The sequence below is a fragment of the Serratia sp. TMDUHS_CL genome, from assembly GCF_037137105.1.
Classification (GTDB): Bacteria; Pseudomonadota; Gammaproteobacteria; order Enterobacterales; family Enterobacteriaceae; genus Serratia; species Serratia nevei.
In genome coordinates this window covers 137,487-159,571 of sequence record NZ_JBBBDV010000008.1, presented here as the reverse complement: position 1 = coordinate 159,571, position 22,085 = coordinate 137,487, and the positions used below count along the sequence as shown (strand labels likewise).

The 22,085-nt window shown below is 62.7% G+C and carries 17 protein-coding genes and 1 riboswitch; of the genes, 5 read left to right on the top strand and 12 right to left on the bottom strand.

The window, feature by feature from the left end:
* Window positions 1-65: 65 nt before the first annotated feature.
* Window positions 66-2,426 carry an LPS assembly protein LptD gene (gene lptD, locus WCL58_RS16120; RefSeq protein ID WP_060422429.1) on the bottom strand — a complete coding sequence of 787 codons (2,361 nt, stop codon included), beginning with the start codon at window positions 2,424-2,426 and terminating at the stop codon, window positions 66-68.
* A 228-nt stretch (window positions 2,427-2,654) separates the two neighbouring features.
* Here lptD and djlA point away from each other — a divergent pair, with 228 nt between their 5' ends.
* Window positions 2,655-3,476: a co-chaperone DjlA gene (gene djlA / locus WCL58_RS16115; RefSeq protein WP_015376627.1), complete on the top strand. Its 822-nt coding sequence runs from the start codon at window positions 2,655-2,657 to the stop codon at window positions 3,474-3,476.
* 45 nt (window positions 3,477-3,521) lie between these two features.
* On the opposite strand, the gene rluA is transcribed toward djlA, so the two are convergent.
* The 3 genes from rluA to WCL58_RS16100 all read right to left on the bottom strand — a co-directional run bounded on the left by rluA (window position 3,522) and on the right by WCL58_RS16100 (window position 9,750).
* Window positions 3,522-4,172 carry a bifunctional tRNA pseudouridine(32) synthase/23S rRNA pseudouridine(746) synthase RluA gene (rluA, locus tag WCL58_RS16110; RefSeq protein WP_336851368.1) on the bottom strand — a complete coding sequence of 217 codons (651 nt, stop codon included), beginning with the start codon at window positions 4,170-4,172 and terminating at the stop codon, window positions 3,522-3,524.
* A 57-nt stretch (window positions 4,173-4,229) separates the two neighbouring features.
* Window positions 4,230-7,136: an RNA polymerase-associated protein RapA gene (gene rapA, locus WCL58_RS16105; protein WP_070915012.1), complete on the bottom strand. Its 2,907-nt coding sequence runs from the start codon at window positions 7,134-7,136 to the stop codon at window positions 4,230-4,232.
* A 247-nt stretch (window positions 7,137-7,383) separates the two neighbouring features.
* Entirely contained in the window at window positions 7,384-9,750 is a 2,367-nt protein-coding gene (locus WCL58_RS16100) for a DNA polymerase II (RefSeq protein WP_084826860.1), read from the bottom strand.
* 214 nt (window positions 9,751-9,964) lie between these two features.
* Between WCL58_RS16100 and WCL58_RS16095 the strand changes: the two genes are divergently transcribed.
* Window positions 9,965-10,741, top strand: coding sequence for a DedA family protein (locus WCL58_RS16095; protein WP_038873425.1), 777 nt, complete (start codon window positions 9,965-9,967; stop codon window positions 10,739-10,741).
* Between the two features lie 29 nt (window positions 10,742-10,770).
* Here WCL58_RS16095 and ilvN read toward each other — a convergent pair whose 3' ends face one another.
* The 7 genes from ilvN to sgrR form a co-directional block, all read right to left on the bottom strand.
* Window positions 10,771-11,064, bottom strand: a complete 294-nt coding sequence (gene ilvN, locus WCL58_RS16090) for an acetolactate synthase small subunit (protein WP_016929110.1) — start codon at window positions 11,062-11,064, stop codon at window positions 10,771-10,773.
* A 3-nt stretch (window positions 11,065-11,067) separates the two neighbouring features.
* Window positions 11,068-12,762: an acetolactate synthase large subunit gene (gene ilvB, locus WCL58_RS16085; RefSeq protein ID WP_038873428.1), complete on the bottom strand. Its 1,695-nt coding sequence runs from the start codon at window positions 12,760-12,762 to the stop codon at window positions 11,068-11,070.
* A gap of 111 nt (window positions 12,763-12,873) precedes the next feature.
* A complete protein-coding gene (gene ivbL / locus WCL58_RS16080; RefSeq protein ID WP_154747116.1) occupies window positions 12,874-12,987 on the bottom strand; it encodes an ilvB operon leader peptide IvbL in 114 nt (37 codons plus the stop codon).
* Window positions 12,988-13,075: 88 nt separating this feature from the next.
* A complete protein-coding gene (gene thiQ / locus WCL58_RS16075) occupies window positions 13,076-13,780 on the bottom strand; it encodes a thiamine ABC transporter ATP-binding protein ThiQ (RefSeq protein ID WP_038873430.1) in 705 nt (234 codons plus the stop codon).
* Complete coding sequence (gene thiP / locus WCL58_RS16070; protein ID WP_336851367.1) at window positions 13,767-15,374, bottom strand: thiamine/thiamine pyrophosphate ABC transporter permease ThiP; 1,608 nt, start codon at window positions 15,372-15,374, stop codon at window positions 13,767-13,769. The genes thiQ and thiP overlap by 14 nt, the downstream gene beginning before the upstream one ends.
* Window positions 15,350-16,336, bottom strand: a complete 987-nt coding sequence (thiB, locus tag WCL58_RS16065; protein ID WP_060440784.1) for a thiamine ABC transporter substrate binding subunit — start codon at window positions 16,334-16,336, stop codon at window positions 15,350-15,352. The genes thiP and thiB overlap by 25 nt, the downstream gene beginning before the upstream one ends.
* A gap of 57 nt (window positions 16,337-16,393) precedes the next feature.
* Window positions 16,394-16,512, bottom strand: a riboswitch (TPP riboswitch).
* A 37-nt stretch (window positions 16,513-16,549) separates the two neighbouring features.
* Window positions 16,550-18,211 (bottom strand): HTH-type transcriptional regulator SgrR, encoded by a 1,662-nt coding sequence (sgrR, locus tag WCL58_RS16060; protein WP_060440783.1) that lies wholly within the window; start codon window positions 18,209-18,211, stop codon window positions 16,550-16,552.
* Between the two features lie 90 nt (window positions 18,212-18,301).
* On the opposite strand from sgrR, the gene sgrT reads away from it, so the two are divergent.
* The 3 genes from sgrT to WCL58_RS16045 all read left to right on the top strand — a co-directional run bounded on the left by sgrT (window position 18,302) and on the right by WCL58_RS16045 (window position 21,443).
* Window positions 18,302-18,475, top strand: coding sequence for a glucose uptake inhibitor SgrT (sgrT, locus tag WCL58_RS16055; RefSeq protein WP_004932838.1), 174 nt, complete (start codon window positions 18,302-18,304; stop codon window positions 18,473-18,475).
* A 154-nt stretch (window positions 18,476-18,629) separates the two neighbouring features.
* On the top strand, window positions 18,630-19,826 hold the full coding sequence (locus tag WCL58_RS16050; RefSeq protein ID WP_060422450.1) for an MFS transporter: 1,197 nt from the start codon (window positions 18,630-18,632) through the stop codon (window positions 19,824-19,826).
* 144 nt (window positions 19,827-19,970) lie between these two features.
* A complete protein-coding gene (locus WCL58_RS16045; RefSeq protein ID WP_070915003.1) occupies window positions 19,971-21,443 on the top strand; it encodes a DASS family sodium-coupled anion symporter in 1,473 nt (490 codons plus the stop codon).
* 37 nt (window positions 21,444-21,480) lie between these two features.
* Here the strand turns inward: WCL58_RS16045 and leuD are convergent, their stop codons facing one another.
* Window positions 21,481-22,083 (bottom strand): 3-isopropylmalate dehydratase small subunit, encoded by a 603-nt coding sequence (gene leuD, locus WCL58_RS16040; protein ID WP_060422456.1) that lies wholly within the window; start codon window positions 22,081-22,083, stop codon window positions 21,481-21,483.
* Window positions 22,084-22,085 lie beyond the last annotated feature (2 nt).

Here is a 22,085-nt window from a genome sequence, read left to right as displayed (position 1 = left end):
ACATTTCCCATTATGTAATCCGCAAATGCGGGTGAAAGTTCTCGTTTTCAAAGTGTTGCAAAGCGTCAGAATGCGCGCTGATACGGCAGAATGCCGGAGCGCAGCATTTCTGCGGAGCCGAGACTATGATCGCTGCTCAGGCCGCGCAGTTCGACGTTGAACGAAACTCTGTTGTCGTAAACGCTGGTATTGTTGCTGTTGTTCCAGTCGGTGATCTTGCGCTCATAGCCCAGGGTCACTGCCCAGCAGCAGGTGTTGTACTTCAGCCCCACCAGCTGATCGGCGGATTGTTTGGCGCGGGTGTCGTAATAATACGCCCCGACCACCGCCCAACGATCGGCGATCGGCCAGCTGCCGGTGATGCCCACCTGCGAGATGCCGTCCTGGAAGGCCGGAACCGTTTTGGTGTTCAACGCCGTCTGGATATATTCCGGCGTGGCGTAACGGTAGTTCAGCTGCACCACGCGCTCGGCATCCTGGCGGTATTCCACCACGCCGTTGCCCAGCGAGACGCTGTTCAGGCGGGTGTCGTACTGCAGGCCGCCGCGCAGGCCCCAACGATCGTCGATTTTCCAATAGGTATCGCCGGCCCAGGCCACGCTGCCGGTATCGTCGTTGTTGTCGTACCCGGTTACCTGGTCGCCGGTGCGCGAACGGCTGAAGTAGTAGATTTGACCCACGGAAGCGTTAAAACGTTCAACCAGCGCGTCATCATAAATGCGGGTGGTCAAGCCGGTGGAGACGCGGTTCTGCGAAGCGATGCGATCCAGGCCGCTGTAGGTGCGGTCGCGGAACAGGCCGGAGTAGTCGGTCTGCAGCAGCGTGGTGTCGTAGGTGTAGATGTTGCTCTGGTCGCGGTACGGCACGTACAGGTACTGCACGCGCGGCTCCAGCGTCTGGGTGGCGCCTTCGGCCCAGATCATCGGTCGTTCGAATACCAGCTTGCCGTCAACCTTGAACTGCGGCAGTACGCGGTTGACCGAGTCATCAAGTTCCGGTGCAGCGACGCCTTTACGGCTCTGGTAGTTGGCGGCGAAACCGTCAGGAATATCCTGCTGGTAATGGGTCGCCATCACCTTGGCTTCGGTGTTCAGGCTGGCCCAGCCGTTGGTCAACGGCAGGTTGAGCGTCGGCTCCATATGCAGACGGGTGGCGTCCGGGCTGTATGGGTTGACGCTGGTGAACTTGGCCGCCTGACCGTAGATATGGAAGTCGAACGGGCCGAGGTCGTTCTTGTAGTAGTTCAGATCCAGCTGTGGCTGGACTTTATACGAGTCCGACTGTGAACGATCGGTGTCGTCGTAAATCTGGAACTGTTTGGAGCTCAGCGTGGCGTTCCAGTTCTCGTTGGCATAGCCGAGGCTGAATTTCTGCGTGGCGTAGCCGTCAGTGGTGGAACCGTACTTGGAATCCAGGTCGGTGAAGTATTTAGAGTCGCTGACCTTGGTGTAGTCGACGTTGAAGCGCCACACCTGATCCATGACGCCGTTGTGGTTCCAGTAGAACAGCCAGCGTTTGTTGTCGTCATGATCTTTGCCGTATTCCTTGTCGTCCGGCAGCCAGTCGAACTCCATCAGGCCGAGGCCCGGCTGCACCAGATAGCGGAACTCGGTCTGCCACTGCAGGCCGCGCTTGGACATATAGTGCGGTGTGATGGTGGCGTCGTAGTTCGGCGCGATGTTCCAGTAGTACGGCAACATGAACTCGAAGCCGTTGTTGCTGCCGTACTTGGCGTTCGGGATCAGGAAGCCGGAACGGCGCTTGTCGCCGACCGGCAGCTGCAGGTACGGGCTGTAGAACACCGGCACGCCGCCGATGCGGAAGCGGGCGTTCCACACTTCCGCCACCTGCTCTTCGCGATCGTGGATCACTTCGGAACCGACCACGCTCCAGCTGTCGTCGCCCGGCAGACAGGAGGTAAAGGTGCCGTTTTCCAGAATGGTGTAACGGTTGGCACCGCGCATCTTCATTTTGTCGGCGTCGCCGCGCCCCTGGCGGCCTACCATCTGGTAGTCGCCTTCATAGACGTCGGTATCTTTGGTGTTCAGGTTCGACCAGGCCTTCGGGCCTTTCAGTTTGATCTGATTGTCGCTGTAGTGCACGTCGCCGGTGGCGGTGACGGTACGCACCGGCTCCGTCTGGCCGGGTTTTTCCGTCTGGTTCAGCTCAACTTCTTTGGCGGTCAGGGTGCTGTTGCCCTGCTCGACGCGCACGTTGCCGCTGAACAGGGCACTTTTCGGGTAGTCGGCGCGCGAGTCATCGGCATTGATCGTCACCGGTTGGCTGTTCGGATCGCCGCTGACCAAAGGCTTGTCGTAAACGGGAACGCCAAGCATGCATTGCTCGGCCAGATCAGCCAGCGCATGCTGACTGTAGAGTGCCGTCCAAATCATCGTGGCCAGCAGTGTTGGGAAACTTTTTTTCATACGCGGTTTTGGTGTTCCGTCATCAGAGGCGTCATGTCCGGCAAACGGTCAGAGACTATATTACTCATCTGCGTTGCGCTAGTGCTAAATCCAGCCGTTTACTTGCGTCGTCGTTAGGCGCAAAGATAAATGACAGGTATGATAATCCAAATTCTAGGAAAAATCGCCTGCACCCTTTCCTGAAGCGAAGGGGAGTGGGCGGCTTTCGGCATGATAATTGAGGAGTATATGCAGTATTGGGGAAAACTGCTCGGCGTCATCGTCGCCATCTGGTCTGGCGCGGGATTCTGGGGTGTAGTTCTGGGGCTGATTATCGGTCATATGATCGATACGGCGCGCAGCAACAAGCGCAGCCGGGGGTTCTTCACCGACCAGCAAACGCGGCAAACGCTGTTTTTCCGCACCACTTTTCAGGTGATGGGCCACCTGACCAAATCCAAAGGACGCGTTACCGAGGCGGATATCCAGATCGCCAGCCTGTTCATGGATCGCCTGCAGCTGCACGGCGAAGCGCGCACCGCGGCGCAGCAGGCGTTCCGCGAGGGCAAACAGAGCCAGTTCCCGCTGCGTGAGACGCTGCAGCAGTTCCGCAGCATCTGTTTTGGCCGCTTCGATTTGATTCGGATGTTTCTGGAAATTCAGATTCAGGCGGCGTTTGCCGACGGCTCGCTGCACCCGAACGAACGCCAGGTACTGTACGTCATCGCCGAGGAGCTGGGTATTTCACGCGCGCAGTTCGACCAGTTCCTCAGCATGATGGAAGGTGGGCGCCAGTTCGGCGGCGGTCAGCAGGGCGGATATTCGCAGGGCGGCTATCAGCAGGCTCAGCGCGGCCCGACGCTCGACGACGCGTGCAAGGTGCTCGGCGTGCGCAGCAGCGACGATGCCGCCACCATCAAACGCGCCTACCGCAAACTGATGAGCGAACACCATCCGGATAAGCTGGTGGCGAAAGGCTTGCCGCCGCAGATGATGGAAATGGCCAAGCAGAAAGCGCAGGAGATTCAGGCGGCGTACGACCTGATCAAACGCGAGAAAGGCTTTAAATAAGCGATGTAAGCGGGCCCGGTATGCTGGGCCCGTTGGGTTTTAGCCTTAGAAATCCGGCTCGGCGCGAAAGTGCATCGGCGTCTGGAAGGCGGGGTGGGTGATGCGCAGCTCTTGCGCATGCAGCTGCAGCCGCGGTGCCATCGCCTTGGCCTCCGGCGGGGCGTAGAAACCGTCGCCGAGGATCGGATGCCCCAGCGCCAGCATGTGCACCCGCAGCTGGTGCGAGCGGCCGGTGATCGGCGTTAGCTTCACGCGGGTGCTGCCGTCGGCGTCGCGCGACAGCACCAGATACTTCGTTTGCGCCGCTTTGCCAGTGTCAAAACACACCTTTTGCAGCGGCCGGTTCGGCCAATCGCAGATCAGCGGCAAATCCACCAACCTCTCGTCATGCTCCATATGCCCCCAAACGCGGGCGATATAGGATTTCTTCGGTTCGCGTTCGCGAAACTGACGCTTCAGCTCACGCTCGGCGGCCTTGTTGAGCGCCACCACGATCACCCCGCTGGTGGCCATGTCCAGCCGGTGCACCGATTCGGCAGCCGGATGATCGGCCTGAATGCGGGTCATCAGGCTGTCTTTGTTTTCCGGCGCGCGGCCGGGCACCGACAGCAAGCCGCTGGGCTTGTTGACCACCATGATGTGTTCATCCTGATACAGGATGTGCAGCGGGTCCTGCGGGGGATTGTAGGGTTCCATCTTGGCTCCGCGATAAGGGCCGAGCGGGGAGGCGCTTGCCTCCCCGCGTCGCGCCGGTTACTGGTGGGTGACCACCACCAGACGAATGGCGTCCAGGCGCCAGCCGGCTTCATTGAGGTTGGCCAGCACCTGACGGCGGTTGAACTCCAGCGCTTCGACTTCGTCGTCGCGGATGTTCGGGTTGACCGCCTTCAGCGCTTCCAGACGCGCCAGCTCGGCGCTCAGCTTGTCGTCCGCCTCTTGCTTCGCCTGTTCGATAAGCGTGCGCGCCTGCGCTTCCACCAGGCTTTCCGCCTGCTGCAGCATGGCGTGCACGTCTTGCTGCACGGCGTTGACCAGCTTGCTGGAGGTGTGGCGATTGACCGCGTTCAGCTGGCGGTTGAAGCTTTCGAACTCGACCTGCGCCGCCAGGTTGGTGCCCTTGCGGTCCATCAGCATGCGGATCGGCGTCGGCGGCAGGAAGCGGGTCAGCTGCAGGTGCTTCGGCGCCTGGGCTTCTACCACGTAAACCAGCTCAACCAGCAGGGTGCCGACCGGCAACGCTTTGTTTTTCAACAGGGACACTGCGCAGCTGCCGGTGTCGCCGGACAGGATCAGATCCAGGCCGTTGCGGATGATCGGGTGCTCCCAGCTGACGAACTGCGCGTCTTCGCGCGACAGCGCCCGATCGCGGTCGAAGGTGACGGTGCAGCCGTCCTGCGGCAGGCCCGGGAAGTCCGGCACCAGCATATGATCGGACGGCGTCAGCACGATCAGGTTGTCGCTGCGGTCTTCCTGATTGATGCCGACGATGTCGAACAGGTTGAGCGCGAAGCCCACCAGATTGACGTCGTTATCCTGCTCGGCGATGGCGGCGGCCAGCGCCTGGGCTTTGTCGCCGCCGTTGGAGTGCATCTCTAGCAGGCGGTCGCGGCCCTGTTCCAGCTGCGCTTTCAACTGATCGTGCTGCTGGCGGCAGGCGTGGATGAATTCGTCGAAGCCTTCCTGTTCGGTCGGCGCGGCCAGATAGCCGATCAACTGCTCGTAGCAGCTGTCGTAGATGGTGCGGCCGGTCGGGCAGGTGTGTTCGAAGGCATCCAGCCCCTCGTGGAACCAACGCCCCAGCACCGCCTGCGCGGTGTGCTCCAGGTAAGGCACCATGATTTGGATATCGTGCATCTGGCCGATACGGTCCAGACGGCCGATACGCTGCTCCAGCAGATCCGGGTTGAACGGCAGATCGAACATCACCAGCTGGCTGGCGAACTGGAAGTTGCGGCCTTCGGAGCCGATCTCGGAACACAGCAGCACCTGTGCGCCTTCCTCTTCGGAGGCGAAGTAGGCGGCGGCGCGGTCGCGCTCGATGATCGACAGCCCTTCGTGGAACACCGCGGCGCGGATCGCTTCACGCTCGCGCAGCACCTGCTCCAGCTGCAGCGCGGTGTCGGCCTTGGCGCAGATCACCAGCACTTTTTCGTTGCGGTTGGCCAGCAGGTAGTCCAGCAGCCACTCGACGCGCGGGTCGAAGTTCCACCAGGTGGCGTTTTCGCCTTCGAATTCCTGGTAGATCTGCTCCGGGTACAGCATGTCACGCGCGCGCGCTTCGACGGACTTCTTGGCGCCCATGATGCCGGAGACTTTGATCGCGGTCTGATACTGGGTCGGCAGCGGCAGCTTGATCTGGTGCAGGTTGCGGTGCGGGAAGCCCTTCACGCCGTTACGGGTGTTGCGGAACAGCACGCGGCTGGTGCCGTGGCGATCCATCAGCATGGAAACCAGCTCCTGACGCGCCTGCTCGGCGTTGTCGCCTTCGCTGTTGGCGGCTTTGAGCAGCGGTTCGATGTCCTGCTCGTCGATCAGTTCGCCCAACAGGTTCAGCTTGTCATCGGCCAGGCGCTCACCGCTCAGCAGCAGGGTGACGGCGTCGGCCACCGGGCGGTATTTCTGCTGCTCGGCAACGAACTCGCCGTAGTCGTGGAAACGGTTCGGATCGAGCAGGCGCAGGCGCGCGAAGTGGCTCTGTTGGCCCAGCTGCTCCGGGGTGGCGGTCAGCAGCAGCACGCCGGGGATATGCTCGGCCAGCTGTTCGATCACCTGATATTCGCGGCTCGGCGCTTCTTCGCTCCAGGCCAGGTGGTGCGCTTCGTCGACCACCAGCAGATCCCACTGGGCGTCCGCCAGCTCTTCCAGGCGCTGCTTGTTGCGGCGCACGAAGTCCAGCGAGCAGATCACCAGCTGTTCGGTTTCGAACGGGTTGCTGCTGTCGAGCTTGGCTTCGGCGTAGCGGCTGTCGTCGAACAGCGAGAAGTAGAGGTTGAAGCGGCGCATCATCTCCACCAGCCACTGGTGCTGCAGCGTTTCCGGCACCACGATCAGCACGCGCTCGGCGCGGCCCGCCAGCAGCTGCTGGTGGATGATCATGCCGGCTTCGATGGTTTTGCCGAGGCCGACTTCGTCCGCCAGCAGGACGCGCGGCGCATGGCGCTGGCCGACTTCATGGGCGATGTGCAACTGGTGCGGGATCAGGCTGGCGCGCATGCCGCGCAGGCCGGCGAACGGCAGGCGATACTGCTCGCTCTGGTATTTGCGCGCGCGGAAACGCAGCGCGAAACGGTCCATGCGGTCGATCTGGCCGGCGAACAGACGATCCTGCGGTTTGCTGAAGGTCAGCTTGCTGTCCAGCAGGACTTCGCGCATCGCCACGCCGCTTTCCTGGGTGTCCTGGCGGGTGCCGATATAGGTCAACAGACCGTTTTCCTCTTTCACCTCTTCCACCTGCAGCTGCCATCCCTCGTGGCTGCTGACGGTATCGCCCGGGTTGAACATCACGCGGGTGATCGGCGAATCGTTTCTGGCATAGAGGCGGTTTTCACCGGTGGCGGGGAAAAGCAGGGTAATCATGCGCGCGTCCAGCGCCACGACGGTGCCCAGTCCTAATTCGCTTTCCGTGTCGCTGATCCAGCGTTGACCAAGAGTAAAAGGCATATATTGTCGGCTCGATTCTTTGTAAGTAAGTCTTGTTACCGGGCGGGAAGGGCCGCGGCACCTGTACTGAACGTCTGCTAATCCCGGTTTGTTTTAAATTTGACGGGCAATAGCCGTTCACGCCATGCAGACGTCGCGAGACGGCAGGGCTAAGCGTGGTTCAGTTTTGGGAAGGGCGCTATGGTAATGGAAGGCGGCGCGTTCGTCACCTGCAAAACCGGATGATTTTTCTTAACCTGGCGCAATCTCAAAACAGCCCCATCTGCCCGGTGACCAGCGTGGTGAAATCGTCGTGCAAGAAAGGGAGTATAGCGTCTGCCACCGGTTGCAGCTGGCGTTCGAGGTAATGCTGATAGTCGATGGGCGAATGGCGCGTTTCCAGCGGTTCCGGCCCGGCGACGGTCATCACGTAGCTGATCCAGCCGCCGTTCTGATACTGCAGCGGCCGCCCCTGGCTGCGGTTGTAGTCATCGGCGATGCGCGCGGCGCGGGCGTGCGGCGGCACGTTGCGCTGATAGTCGTCGAGCTTTCTGCGCAGGCGCTTGCGGTACACCAGCTGATCGTCGAAGTCGCCGTTCAGGGTTTTGCCGACGTAGTCGCGCACATAGTCCTGGTAGGGCTGCCGTTTGAAGATGCGCTGATAGAGCTGCTGCTGGAACTGCTGCGCCAGCGGCGTCCAGTCGGTGCGCACCGTTTCCAGACCTTTGTACACCATCTCTTCCTCGCCGCCGGCGCGTGCGATCAGGCCGGCGTAGCGCTTCTTGCTGCCCTGTTCGGCGCCGCGAATGGTCGGCATCAGGAAGCGGGAATAGTGGGTTTCGAACTCCAGCTCCAGCGCGTTCTCCAGCCCGAACTGCTGCTGCAGATGCTGCTGCCACCAGGCGTTGACCCGCTGCACCAGCGCCCGGCCGATCTGCGCCGCCTGCTGCTCATCATGCGGCTGTTTCAGCCACACGAAGGTGGAGTCGGTATCGCCGTAAATCACCTGATAGCCTTCGGCTTCGATCAGCTCGCGGGTTTGGCGCATGATCTCGTGGCCGCGCAGGGTGATCGACGACGCCAGCCGCGGATCGAAGAAGCGGCAGCCGCTCGATCCCAGCACGCCGTACAGCGCGTTCATGATGATCTTCAACGCCTGCGACAGGGGCTTATTGTGTTGGCGCTTGGCGGCTTCGCGCCCCTGCCAGATCTGTTCGACGATCGCCGGCAGGCAGTGTTTGCTGCGCGAGAAGCGGGCGTTGCGAAAGCCGGGCACCGAGTCGGCGTCATTTGGGTGGCGCATGCCTTCCACCAACCCGACCGGATCGATCAGGAAGGTGCGGATGATCGACGGGTACAGGCTTTTATAGTCCAGCACCAGCACCGAATCGTACAGGCCGGGCTGGGAGTCCATCACGAAGCCGCCGGGGCTGTGTTCCTCCGGCTGTTCGCCGAGGTTGGGGGCGACAAAGCCCAGGCGGTGCATGCGCGGCATATAGAGGTGGCTGAAGGCCGCGACCGATCCGCCGCTGCGATCGGCCGCCAGCCCGGTGACGGTGGCGCGTTCCAGCAGGAAGTTGAGCAGGTCGGCCTTGGCGAAGATGCGCGTCACCAGCTCGCAGTCCTTCAGGTTGTAGCGGGCCAGCGCCGGCTTGTCTTCGGCGAAGCGTCGGTCGATCTCCGCCATGCGCTGATAGGGGTTGTCGATCGCCTTGCCTTCGCCCAGCAGCGCCTGCGAAACGTATTCCAGGCTGAAGGAGGGGAAGTTCCAGGTGGCGGATTTCAGCGCTTCGATGCCGTCGATGATCAGGCGGCCGGCGGCGGCGGCGAAAAAGTGGTTCTGTTTGAAGCCGTGCTCGCGCCACTCCAGCAGGTTGCCGCCGCGCCCCAGCCGCAGCGGGATCTGGTAGCGTTCGGCGTGCTTTTGCAGCACCCGCAGATCGAACTGCACCAGGTTCCAGCCGATGATGGCGTCAGGATCGTGGCGCTCCAGCCACGCGTTCAACCGTTCCAGCAGCTGGGGGCGGCTGGCGCAGTATTCCAGATCGAAATCCAGCGGCGCATCGCCGCCGTTGGCCGGCCCCAGCATGTAGACCTGGCGCTGGCCGCAGCCTTCCAGCGCGATGGAGTAAAGTTCGCCGTGGGCGGTGGTTTCGATATCCAGCGACACCAGCCTGAGCGTCGGGCGGTAGTCCGGCGCCGGCTTCATCTGGCCATTGAGCAACGGCCCATCGCCGTTGCCCTGGCCGTTGAACCACACCGGCGCGGTGATGAAGCGTTCCATCAGGTAGCGCTCGGGCGGGCGAATGTCGGCCTCGTAGACCGTAACGCCGCCTTCCCGCAGCAGCTTTTCCAGCTTGATGAGCTGACGGTGCTGGCGGCAGTACAGCCCCAGCATCGGGCGGTGATGAAAATCCGTCAGCGCCAGCGGTTTCAGTTCGACTTGCCGTTCTTCGCGCAGCAGCTGTTCCGCGCGCGGCTTTTGTTCGGCGGGGATAAACGCCACCGAGGTTTGCGGCGGTAGACGCAACTGACGCGGGCCCGCGTCGGTCGCCAGCCAAAATTCGACCTCGGTGCCGGCGGGCGTGTCGCGCCAGTGGCGAGTGAGCAGGAAACCCTGTTGCAGTGCTGTCATAACCCCTTCGTCTTCCGCCGGGCGGCGTGCGCGACATTCAGCGAGATGCCGGTTTTGGCGCTAATATAGATAAATTATAGTATGGGTTTTTATACAGTGATTGTCCATTGCCGTGCGGCGTTGCCAAATACGCATACAATTCATCGATTGACTCGTCTGCGGCGGCACTGGAAAATCCTTCGCCCCTTTTGGCCGAATAATCCGCAGAGGTGTAATGGAAGCCTATTTACAAGATTTGATCACCCAGTCACTGGCTTTCACCCTGATGGTCGTCCTGCTGGTCGCTTTTCTCGAGTCGCTGGCGCTGGTAGGGCTGCTGCTGCCCGGCACGGTGATGATGGCCAGCATCGGCGCTCTGATCGGCAGCGGCAAGGTGGACTTCTACTACGCCTGGGCGGCGGGGATCGTCGGCTGCCTGCTCGGCGACTGGATCTCCTATTTCGTCGGCCGCGCCTTCAAAGGGCCCTTGCACCGCTGGTCATTCCTGAAGAAGAACAAAGCGCTGCTCGACAAAACCGAACACGCCTTGCACCAGCACAGCATGGCGACCGTTCTGATCGGCCGCTTCGTTGGCCCGACGCGCCCGCTGGTGCCGATGGTGGCCGGCATGCTCGATCTGCCGCCGTACAAGTTTGCCTTGCCGAACATCATCGGCTGCCTGACCTGGCCGCCGGTCTATTTCTTCCCCGGCATTTTGGCGGGCGTGGCGATCGACATTCCCGCCGGCGCCAACAGCGCGATGTTCAAGTGGCTGCTGCTCGCCGCGGCGCTCACCCTCTGGCTGGCGGTGTGGCTGAGCTGGCGCTGGTGGCGTGAGGGCAAGCGCAACGCCGATCGGCTGAGCCGTTGGCTGACGCCGCTGCGGCTGCGCGTGGTGTGCGCCGTGAGTTGGCTGGCGGCGCTGGCGGTCGGTTATCTGCTGAGCCAGCAGCCGCTGATGCCGGTGTATCGGCACCTGTTGTGGCAGGTGCTGTCCGGGCAATCATCATAATGGATAGGGGGCGTCAGCCCCCGTTCGCCTTACTGGAAGAACGCTTCCAGCTGTTCAAATACCCGCACGTCTTCGCTGTGGCGCTTCACCTGCAGCACGTCCTCCAGCTTTTCCACCTGGCTTATCATCTGCTCCAGCCGTTGGTCGTCGGCCACCAGTAGCCAAATGCGGCTCTGCTGGCCGTCCTTCAGCGGCAGGCACAGAATGCCTTCGACGTTGAACGCGCGGCGAGCGAACAGCCCGCAAACGTGCGACATGACGCCGGGATGGTTGCGCACGGCCAGCTCCAGGATCACCTGGGGTTTATCTTGTGGTTGCAGCATGGCTTATTCTCCAATCATGTCGATGTTGGCGGCGCCCGGCGGCACCATCGGGAACACTTTTTCGTTGATGTCGATCAGCGCGTGGATCAGGCAGGGGCCCGGGCGTTGGATCGCTTCGGCCAGTGCGGCCTGCGGATCTTCCGCGGCGTTCAAATCGCAGGTATCCAGCCCGAATCCGGCGGCGATCTTCAGGAAATCGGTGCGCTTCGGATAGGCGGCGGCGAAGATGCGCTGCTGGTAGAACAGGGTTTGCTGCTGGTGCACCAGCCCCAGCGCCTGGTTGTTCATCAAAATGATTTTCACGTCCAGATCGTGTTCGACCGCGGTGGCCATTTCCTGAATGTTCATCATCAGGCTGCCGTCGCCGGAGAAGCACAGCACTTTACGCTCAGGCTCCGCCAGCGCCGCGCCGATCGCCGCCGGCAGACCGAAGCCCATGGTGCCCAGGCCGCCCGACGTCAGCCACTGGCGCGGCCGGCTCAGCGGATAGGCCTGCGCCACCCACATCTGATGCTGGCCCACGTCGGTGGTGATAATGGCGCTGTCGTCCACGCAGCGCGCGGCGGCCAGCACCAGGCCGTAATGGCTCAGCGGATCGTCGGCGTTCGGCATGTTGAACGGGAACTCGCGTTTCAGGTCGTTGACGGTGCTCAGCCACGCGCTGCGCGGCTGCGTGTCGATCTGCGGCAGCAGCTGTTGCAGTACCTGGCCGACGTCGGCATGGATCGCCACGTTGGCCTGTTTGACCTTGCCCAGCTCGGCGCGGTCGATATCCACGTGAATGATGGCGGCGTTAGGGCAGAACTGCTCGGTTTTGCCGATTGCCCGATCGTCGAAGCGCGCGCCCAGCACGATCAGCAGATCGGCCTCCTGCAGAATGAAGTTGGTGCTGCGCGCCGCGTGCATGCCCAGCATGCCCAGCGACAGCGGGTGTTCCACCGGCATCGCCCCCAGCGCCATCAGCGTCATGGTGGTAGGCAGACCGGCGCGTTCGGCCAGTTCCAGCGCCTGCCGGTGAGCGTCGGCGCAGATGATGCCGCCGCCCAGGTAGAGGATCGGGCGTTTCGCCTGGTTGATCATCGCGGCGGCCTGCGAAACCAGCGCCGGATCGAAGCTCGGTGCGGCGTCCGGCACGGCGATCGGCGGCAGCTCTTCCAGGGTGATGGTGGCGGTCTGCACGTCTTTCGGCACATCGATCCAGACCGGGCCGGGGCGGCCGGACTCGGCGATGCGGAACGCGTCGCCGATCACCTGTGGCAGTTCGCGGATATCGCGTACCAGATGGTTGTGCTTGGTGATCGGAATGGAAATGCCGTAGGTATCCACCTCCTGGAAGGCGTCGGTGCCGATCATCGAGGAGGGCACCTGACCGGTGATGCACACCAGCGGGATGGAGTCGAGCTTGGCGTCGGCGATGGCGGTGACCAGGTTGGTGGCGCCCGGCCCGCTGGAGGCGATGCACACCGCCGCTTTGCCGTTGGCGCGCGCCATGCCCTGCGCCATAAAGCCCGCGCCCTGTTCGTGGCGCGCCAGCACGTGGTGTATGCGGGTGCTTTGGCTCAGCGCGTCATACAGCGGCAGCGCCGCGCCGCCGGGGATGCCGGCGACGGTGGTGATGCCCTGCCGCTCCAGCAGATGAACGATCAATTGTGCGCCGGTGAAGCTGGTGCCCGGCTGAGGCGTGCCCGAAGTTGCCATGTTCCTGTCCTTTCTCAAGGCCGGTGAGCTTTTCTGGGCAGGGTGCTAAAACAAGAAACCCCGCCCGGTTTGCGCCGGCGGGGTTTGGGAATCGATGCGTTGATTCGGACCCTACGGCGCATTGCCGACGACCACCACCACACGCACGACGACCACCGCGGCTGGTAGCGCGGTAACTAGTAGGGTCGAAGTCAGCGAGGATGCGATCACAGGGAACCTTATCATCAGTAAAAAAAGTCAGGTTTTTATAAAAACACAGGCGCAAAATTCGCACAACAGGTTTATTGCTGCAGCATAAAAAACGCGCGTCAGATCACGCTTTACCCGAAATGCCCAGCACGCGCGCTTCGGGCGCGCTGCCGTCCAGCAGGGCCTGCGTCGGGCCGTCGTAGTAGATGCGCCCGTCGACCACCAGCAGCGTGCGCGGCGCGATGCGCGCGGCGTCGTCGAGGTTGTGCGACACCATCAGCAGCGTCAGGTTGCGCTGTTCGCACACCGTCTGCAGCAGTTGCAGCATCTCGTTGCGCAGCGCCGGATCGAGCGCCGAGAAGGGCTCGTCGAGCAACAGGATCGGCCGTTGGCGAATCAAACAGCGCGCCAGCGCGGCGCGCTGACGCTGACCGCCGGAAAGCTGCGACGGCAGGCGCTCCAGGTGCTCCTCCAGACCGACCTGACGGGCGATATGCGCCCGCTGTTGGCGCTGCTGTTCAGTCAGGCGCAGACCGGGATCCAACCCCAGCCCGATGTTCTGCGCCACCGTCAGGTGCGCGAACAGGTTGTTCTCCTGAAACAGCATCGACACCGGCCGTTTGGCCGGCGGCGTGGCGGTGTGGTCTTCGTCGTTCAGCAGCAGCCGGCCGCTGGCCGCCGGCAGAAAACCGGCGATTAAACTCAGCAGGGTGCTTTTACCGGCGCCGCTGGGGCCGAGCACCGCGACGCGCTCGCCCGGCTGGATGCGCAGATCAAAGCGCATCGGCAGGTGTTCGTACAGATAGGTCAGTTTTTCAAGCGTCAGCATGGCGCCCCGGTAAGCGTTCGATCAGGGTAAACAGCAGGAAACACAACAGCAGCAACAGCAGCGCGGTCACCGCCCCGTCGTTGCTGCGATAGGCGCCAATCTGCTGATACAGGTAAAAAGGCAGGGTACGGAAATGCTCGTTGCCAAACAAGGCGACCACGCCGAAATCGCCGATCGACAGCACGCAGGCGAAGGCCAGCGCCTGCGCCAGCGGGCGGCGCAGCGCGCGCAGTTCGATCAGCCGCAGCCGTTGCCAGCCGTGGATATCCAGCGACAGGCACAGCGGGTTGTAACGTTCGGCGAGGTCGCGCATCGGGTTCTCCAACACCTTCAGCGCATAGGGCACCGCCATCAGCGCATTGGTGAGGATCACCAGCGCATAGGGCGACTGCGGCAGCCCGATCGTATCGCTCAGCAGCAGGAAGAAGCCGGTGGCCAGCACGATGCCCGGCATCGCCAGGATCACCATGCCGCTCAGCTCCAGCGCCTGGCCGCCGCGCAGGTGCTGCCGCAGCTTCAGCTCGCGGCTGCTCCACAGCAGCATCATCGTGAGCGCCACGCACAACAGCCCGGCGCCGAGGGCGATGCGCAGCGACGTGAACAGCGCCTGCCACAGCACCGGCTGGCGCAGCACGCTGACGACGGCCTGATTGGCGCCGTCGGCGATCACCGCCAGCAGAGGCGGCAGCAGCAGCAGCAGCGCGGCGGCGATCAGCAGAAAATCGCTGACGCGCCGCCACAGGTTGTCTTCCGGGTTGCGCCAGCGCTGGGCGTGGGTATGGCCCACCGGCAGCGCCTGGCTCAGCCGCTGGCTGATCAACACCAGCCCCAGACAACAGCTTAACTGGATCAGCGCCAGCATGGCGGCGCGGCCCAGATCGTAGTCGTAACTCAGCGCCTGATAGATCGCCAGTTCGATGGTGGTGGCCTGCGGCCCGCCGCCCAGCGACAGCACGGTGGCGAAGCTGGCGAAGCACAGCATGAAGATCAACGCGCCGCTCGGCAGGATCTGGCGGCGCAGCGCCGGCCATTCGACGAAGCGGAACTGCTGCCAGCCATTCATGCCCAGCTGGGCGGCCAGCTGGCGCTGCTCTACCGGGATATTCTCCAGCGCCTGCAGCAACAGGCGGGTGGCCAGCGGCAGGTTAAAGAACAGGTGCGCCAGCAGAATGCCCTGCAGGCCGTAGGGCGAGAAGCCATACTCGACGCCCAGCCAGCCGCACAGCGTCGCCAGCCAGCCCTGGCGCCCATAGACGCTGAGCAGGCCGAACACCGCCACCAGCACCGGCAGCACCAGCGTCATGGCGCACAGCCGCAGCAGCAGCTGCCGGCCGGGGAAGCGGCGGCGATAGAGCGCGCGCGCCAGCAGAACGGCGGGCAGCACCGAAATCAGCGCCGACAGCAGCGCCTGCCAAAAGGTGAAGCGCACCACGTGCCACAGGTAGCTGTCCTGCCACAGGGCGCGCCAGTCGCTGTCCGGCGCGTGACGCCATAGCGAGCCCATCGCCAGCGCGGCGACCAACAGGATCACGCCGGCGGCCAGCAGCCCCGGCCAGAGCCAGCGGGGGATCAGCGGCTGACGGCGGTTTGCCATGCCCGGATCCAACCGCCGCGTTGTTTGGCCACCTCTTCGGCGCTGTATTGCAACGCGGTATGCGGCACGTTCATCTGCTCAAAGCCGACGGGCAGTGGGGTGTTGATCACCGGGTACATCCAGTTGCCGGTCGGGATGGTGTTCTGGAAGGCCGGCGTCACCATGAACTGCATGAAGCGCTCCGCCAGCTCTGGCTGTTTGGCGGCCTTCAGCTTGCCCGCCACTTCCACCTGCAGGTAGTGGCCTTCGCTGAACGTGGCGGCGGCGTAGAGATCTTTTTTCTCTTCGATCAGGTGATAGGCGGGAGAGGTGGTGTAGCTGAGCACCAGATCGCCTTCGCCTTTCAGGAACAGGCCGTAGGCTTCGCTCCAGCCTTTGGTGACGGTGACGGTCTTCTTCGCCAGCTGCTGCCAGGCGGCCGGCGCCTTGTCGCCATACACTTTTTGCATCCACAGCAGCAGGCCGAGGCCCGGCGTGCTGGTGCGCGGATCTTCGTAGATCACTTTCCAGTTGCGATCGCTGCTGACCAGCTCCTGCAGGCTTTTTGGCGGGTTCTTCAGTTTTTCTTTGTTGTAGACGAAGGCGAAGTACCCGTAGTCATATGGCACGAAGGTCGCGTCCTGCCAGCCGCCCGGCACCGTCAGTTTGGCGGTGTCGACGCCGCTCGGCGCGAACAGGCCGGTTTGCTGCGCCGCCTGCAACAGGTTGTTGTCCAACCCCAGCACCACGTCGGCGGCGCTGTTCTTGCCTTCCATGCGCAGGCGGTTCAGCAGCGAGACGCCGTCTTCCAGCGCGACGAACTTCAGTTCACAGTCGCACTCGGCTTCAAAGGCTTTTTTCACCGCCGGGCCTGGGCCCCAGTCGGCGGCGAAGGAATCGTAGGTGTAAACCGTCAGCGTCGGCTTGGCGAACACCGGCGCGGCACACAGCAGCAATAAGCAGGGCAGATATGTTTTGACCACGTTGCACTCCTGAAAAATAAGGGGGCAAGGGCATCTGAGGGGGCGAGGCGGCGTCGCCGGTTCGCTGGGCTCAAATCCCTCCGCCGGTATTGACCGGATCAGGTTCGACGGGTGTGCTCTCAGCGGAAAATCGGGCTTATCACGCGGCCCGACTTACCGCACCCCGTTGAGACGGCGCTATTGTAAAGATTAACCGACCCGGGCGAAAGGCGCTTATGCCTCCGGCGGGGCAAACCAGGCGGACTTGAAGTCGAACCAGCCGAGGGTGTTCATCCGCACGCCGCGCATGCTGCGCTGGCCGTGCAGCTGCAGCCAGTGGTGGAACAGCGGATGCAGCTGGTGGTTGCTGACCAGACGCTGGCAGAACTCGGCTAGCGGCAAGCGGTTGGCGCGCCACAGCGCCGCGTCCTGCGCCAGATCTTCGTTCATGCAATGCTGCATCAGCGGCAGTTCGTACAGCGTGGCGAACAGCGAAAACTCCAGCGGCAGATAGAAGTTGGCGCTGCCGAGCCACAGATCGCTGCGCGCGTCGCCCTGGTGCCAGGTGGCGTAATCCACGCTTTGCACGATCAGGCGGATGCCGTGCTGTGCCAGCAGCGGTTCTATCGCCTGGCGGATGGCGTGAAACTCCGAATGTTCATTGAAGTGGGTCATCGTCAGTTCGGTCAGGCCCGCGGGCTTGGGCTGCTGCGCCAGCGTGCGGTTGTGGTGCCAGCGCGGCAGCAGGCCGTACGCCGGCGACCAATAGCGCTGGTAGAGCGGCCCGGCGTGGCTCAGCAGCGAAATGGGGTTGATCAATTCGCACAGCCAACTGCGAATGGCGGGGTCGGCGGCCAGCGGAGAACGCTGATCGAACAGCAGGAAATAGCAACCCTCTTCCAGCCGGCTTTCCAGCTCGCTGTTGCCGGTTTCATCGCCCTGCAGCTGCACGCCGGAGTGCACCAGCTCTTCGGAAAACTCCGGCAGCACCCAGATGTTCACCTCGTCGATCAGCGCCCGGTAGCCAAAATAGTCGTCGAAGGCGTGGATCTTCATCTGGCTGGGATGGTTGCGCACCATGCGGTAGGGGCCGGTGCCGACCGGATGGCGGGCGAAATCCGGCAGTTCGCGCCATTCGCGCGGCAGGATCATGGCCTGCACGCTGCCCAGCAGCCAGGGCAGCCAGTGGTCGGGGCTGCGCAGCTGCACGTCGATAACGAACGGCGTCGGCGAGGTGACGCTCTCGATATGCGAGAACAGCGGTTGCGAGGTCAGACGCGAGAGGGAAGTGATGACGTCCGCCATCTCCAGCTCGCGGCCATGATGAAAATGGATCGCCGGGCGCAGGTAAAACCGCCAGTGCAGAGGCGTCAGCGCCTGCCAATGGTGAGACAGATCGGACTCGAGTTCCCCGTTTTCCTCATTTATGCGCGTCAGGCCGTTGAAGATCTGACGCGCCAAATGGGTCTCCGAACGCCGCAGCGCCGAGCCGGGCAGCAGGTTGTACAGCTGCCGGTAGTAGAGCACCCGCAGGATGTGTTTCCCCTGGCGGAAGCTGCGCCCCAGCTGCGACAGCAGCATCTGGCGCACCACGTTTTTGTCGCCCACCAGCTGCACCAACTGATCGATGCGGTCCTGTTCCAGCAGCTCCTCGGCCCGCTGTTGCTGCAGCGCTAGGCCGGTGTAGTGGAAGGTTAACCGCGAACGCTTGCCGCGCCCCGACTCCGCCTGCCAGGTGAGCCAACCCTCCCGCTGCATGGCGCTCAGCAGGGAGCGCACGTGGCGCCGCGAACAGCTCAGCACCTCCGCCAGCGCCTGCAGTGTGGTGTCGGTCGTTTCACCGTGGCAACGTTGCCACAGACGGATGAACTGCTGCTGCAATCGGGACGTAGACATAAAAGAGGAACGCTCCTGCCTCAACTCGTCAATTTTTCTTTCCCTATATTACGCCGATAATTTTCATCAATGAAAGGGGAGGGCGTAATCATGAAAGCTTTCTTATCCAGACAGTTCTATCAACGCTATTTCAGCGCGGTGCGCCGCCAGCGCGCCGACTGGCTGAGCGTGGTGCCCGAACAGGCGCGGCTGGCGATGCTGGCGCACCTGACCCAGTGGGATATCAAAGAGATGACCGATAAGCAGTATCGCGAGCACCTGTAAGGGCGGCGGCAACAAGTTTCTGAGTAATGGTGCTGTTTCACCAGCCAGTGGGGCGACCCACTGGTTTTTTTATGCGTGGTCATGGCGATATGCTTGCATTTTTCTCGCCGTGACCTAAGGTTCATTCTTCTGCTTTAAGGTCAGGGAAGACGATATGCAACGCCTGAGCCGGTTGTCACTGCGCATCAACCCCATCTTTGCCGCATTCCTGCTGATCGCTTTTCTCTCCGGCATCGCCGGCGCGTTGCTGACGCCGACGCTCAGCCTGTTTTTGACCACCGAGGTCAAGGTGCGGCCGCTGTGGGTCGGCCTGTTTTACACCGCTAACGCCGTGGCCGGCATCGTGGTCAGCTTCCTGCTGGCCAAACGTTCTGACACCCGCGGCGACCGGCGCAGGCTGATCCTGCTGTGCTGCCTGATGGCGGTCGGCAACTGCCTGCTGTTCGCCTTTAACCGCGATTACCTGACGCTGATCACCGCCGGGGTGTTGATGGCGGCGATCGCCAACACCGCCATGCCGCAGATCTTCGCCCTGGCGCGGGAATACGCCGACAGCGAGGCGCGTGAAGTGGTGATGTTCAGCTCGGTGATGCGCGCCCAGCTTTCGCTGGCCTGGGTGATCGGCCCGCCGCTGTCGTTTGCGTTGGCGCTGAACTACGGCTTTACCGTGATGTTCCTGATCGCCGCCGCCACCTTCGCGGTCTGCGTGCTGCTGGTCGGATTCATGCTGCCTTCGGTGCCGCGCGCGGCGGATGGCGAAGGGTTGCGGGAAGGCGCTTCCGCGCCGATTGCGCCCGCCAGCGCCTGGCGCAATCGCGACGTGCGCTGGCTATTCATTGCCTCAATGCTGATGTGGACCTGCAACACCCTGTACATCATCGACATGCCGCTGTATATCACCGCCGATCTCGGCCTGCCGGAAGGGCTGGCCGGGGTGCTGATGGGCACCGCCGCCGGGCTGGAGATCCCGGCAATGCTGCTGGCCGGTTATTACGTCAAACGCTTCGGCAAGCGCAACATGATGCTGCTGGCGGTGGCGGCGGGCGTGCTGTTTTATCTCGGGCTGATAGTGCTGGCGGCCAAGCCGGCCCTGATCGCGCTGCAGCTGCTCAACGCGGTGTTTATCGGCATCGTCGCCGGTATCGGCATGCTCTATTTTCAAGATTTGATGCCGGGCCGACCGGGCGCCGCCACCACGCTGTTCACCAACAGTATCTCGACCGGGGTGATCCTGGCCGGGGTGCTGCAGGGGGCGCTGGTGGAGAACTTCGGTCATGGCTCGGTGTATTGGATGGCGGCGCTGTTGGCGCTGGCGGCGCTCTGGATGAGCGCCAAAGTGCGTGAAGTGTGAGGTCAAACGGCGGCATTCTTGATGCAAGTCATTGAGAAGGCTGAAACGGACGCCCAAGCTGAAGGCATATGGAGCGCGATCGTTGCGCCCACGCCCGTCTCGCTATTGAGACGCCGCCTTGTTGTTTAGAACAGTGGGAACGTTATGGATAAACTCACACCGCTCAAACCGCTTCCTTCCCTGTGCGCCCTCGCCGCCACGCTGATTATCTGGTTCCTCATTCCCGTGCCGGAGGGCGTTGCACCCAACGCCTGGCAGCTGCTGGCGCTGTTTATCGGCACCATCATCGCCATCATCGGCAAGGCGATGCCGATCGGCGCGGTCTCGGTGATCGCCATCGCCCTGGTGGCGGTGACCGGCGTCACCAACCCCGGCAAGCCGGGCGCCGCGCTGGACGACGCGCTCAGCGGCTTTTCCAACCAGCTGATCTGGCTGATCGGTTTTTCGATCATGATCTCCCTCAGCCTGAACAAAACCGGGCTGGGCGCGCGCATTGGCTACTACTTCATTTCGCTGTTTGGCAAAAAAACGCTGGGTATCGCCTATGCGCTGACGCTGGCGGAAACCACGCTGGCGCCGGTGACGCCGAGCAACACCGCACGCGGCGGGGGTATCATTCACCCGATCATGAAGTCGATCGCTGACAGCTTCGGTTCCAAACCCGAGCTCAATACCTCCGGTAAAATCGGTCGCTATCTGTCGCTGGTGAACTACAACATCAACCCGGTCACTTCGGCGATGTTTATCACCGCCACCGCGCCTAACCCGCTGATCGTCAGCCTGATTGCCAAAGGCACCCACGGCAGCTTCGAACTGTCCTGGTCGATGTGGGCAGTCGCCGCGCTGGTGCCGGGGCTGTGCTCGCTGATCGTGATGCCGTTGGTCATCTATCTGCTGTATCCGCCGGAGGTGAAAAGTACCCCGGACGCGCCGCGCTTCGCGCGCGAAAAACTGCAGGCGCTGGGGCCGGTGACGCTGCCGGAGAAAATCACCCTCGGGGTGTTCGCGCTGCTGCTGGTGCTGTGGGCTGGCATCCCGGCGATGATCTTCGGCCCGGCGCTGGCGGTCAATCCCACCACCGCGGCGCTGATCGGCCTGGCGGTGCTGTTGGCCACCGGCGTGCTGAGCTGGGAGGATGTGCTCAAGCATAAAGGTGCCTGGGACACCGTGGTATGGTTCTCGGCGCTGGTGATGATGGCCAGCTTCCTCGGCAAGCTGGGGCTGATCGGCTGGCTGTCGCAAACCGTGGGCAACGGCATCGACCATATGGGCATGAGCTGGGTGGGCGGCACGATCTTGCTGACCCTCATCTATTTGTATTCTCACTATTTCTTCGCCAGTACCACCGCGCACGTGACGGCGATGTTCGCCGCCTTCTTCGCCGCCGGCATCGCGCTCGGCGCGCCGCCGGCGCTGCTGGGCCTGATCCTGGCGTTCTCTTCCTCGCTGATGATGTCGCTGACGCATTACGGCACCGGCACCGCGCCGATCATCTTCGGCTCCGGCTACGTGACGCTGGGGGAATGGTGGAAAGCGGGGCTGGTGATGAGCGTGGTTAACCTGCTGATTTGGATGCTGATCGGCGGGGCGTGGTGGAAGCTGTTGGGCTACTGGTGAGGAAAATATTCACCCGCCGGGCGGCGGGTGAAGGGGATTAATTCAGAAACGCCGGCTGCTGCGCTTCGTAGCGGGAGATGTCCGCTTCGTGCTGCAGCGTCAGGCCGATGCTGTCCAGCCCGTTGATCATGCAGTGGCGGCGGAAGCTGTCGATTTCGAACGGATAGCTTTTTCCGCCGGCGTTGACCGTCTGGTTCTCCAGATCCACCACGAACTCCGTCCCTTCGTTGGCGCCGACCAGGTTGAACAGCTCATCCACCTGCTGCTCGCTCAGCGTCACCGGCAACAGCTGGTTATTGAACGAGTTGCCGTAGAAAATATCGGCGAAGCTCGGCGCGATCACCACTTTGAACCCGTAATCGGTCAGCGCCCAGGGCGCGTGTTCGCGCGAGGAACCGCAGCCGAAGTTCTCGCGCGCCAGCAGGATGCTCGCGCCTTTATAGCGCGGTTTATTCAGCACGAACTCCGGGTTCGGCTGTTGGCCGGCGTCGTCGAGGAAGCGCCAATCGTTGAACAGGTGCTGGCCGAAGCCGGTACGGGTCACCTTCTGCAAAAACTGCTTGGGAATAATGGCGTCGGTGTCGACGTTGGCCGCATCCAAAGGCACCACTAAGCCGGTATGTTGAGTAAATTTAGCCACGT

Excerpts from the sequence above, each read along its gene's own strand:
- lptD (WP_060422429.1), bottom strand. The coding sequence starts at position 2,426 with ATGAAAAAAAGTTTCCCAACACTGCTGGCCACGATGATTTGGACGGCA.
- djlA (WP_015376627.1), top strand. The coding sequence starts at position 2,655 with ATGCAGTATTGGGGAAAACTGCTCGGCGTCATCGTCGCCATCTGGTCT.
- rluA (WP_336851368.1), bottom strand. The coding sequence starts at position 4,172 with ATGGAACCCTACAATCCCCCGCAGGACCCGCTGCACATCCTGTATCAG.
- rapA (WP_070915012.1), bottom strand. The coding sequence starts at position 7,136 with ATGCCTTTTACTCTTGGTCAACGCTGGATCAGCGACACGGAAAGCGAA.
- WCL58_RS16100 (WP_084826860.1), bottom strand. The coding sequence starts at position 9,750 with ATGACAGCACTGCAACAGGGTTTCCTGCTCACTCGCCACTGGCGCGAC.
- WCL58_RS16095 (WP_038873425.1), top strand. The coding sequence starts at position 9,965 with ATGGAAGCCTATTTACAAGATTTGATCACCCAGTCACTGGCTTTCACC.
- ilvN (WP_016929110.1), bottom strand. The coding sequence starts at position 11,064 with ATGCTGCAACCACAAGATAAACCCCAGGTGATCCTGGAGCTGGCCGTG.
- ilvB (WP_038873428.1), bottom strand. The coding sequence starts at position 12,762 with ATGGCAACTTCGGGCACGCCTCAGCCGGGCACCAGCTTCACCGGCGCA.
- ivbL (WP_154747116.1), bottom strand. The coding sequence starts at position 12,987 with ATGATAAGGTTCCCTGTGATCGCATCCTCGCTGACTTCGACCCTACTA.
- thiQ (WP_038873430.1), bottom strand. The coding sequence starts at position 13,780 with ATGCTGACGCTTGAAAAACTGACCTATCTGTACGAACACCTGCCGATG.
- thiP (WP_336851367.1), bottom strand. The coding sequence starts at position 15,374 with ATGGCAAACCGCCGTCAGCCGCTGATCCCCCGCTGGCTCTGGCCGGGG.
- sgrR (WP_060440783.1), bottom strand. The coding sequence starts at position 18,211 with ATGTCTACGTCCCGATTGCAGCAGCAGTTCATCCGTCTGTGGCAACGT.
- sgrT (WP_004932838.1), top strand. The coding sequence starts at position 18,302 with ATGAAAGCTTTCTTATCCAGACAGTTCTATCAACGCTATTTCAGCGCG.
- WCL58_RS16050 (WP_060422450.1), top strand. The coding sequence starts at position 18,630 with ATGCAACGCCTGAGCCGGTTGTCACTGCGCATCAACCCCATCTTTGCC.
- WCL58_RS16045 (WP_070915003.1), top strand. The coding sequence starts at position 19,971 with ATGGATAAACTCACACCGCTCAAACCGCTTCCTTCCCTGTGCGCCCTC.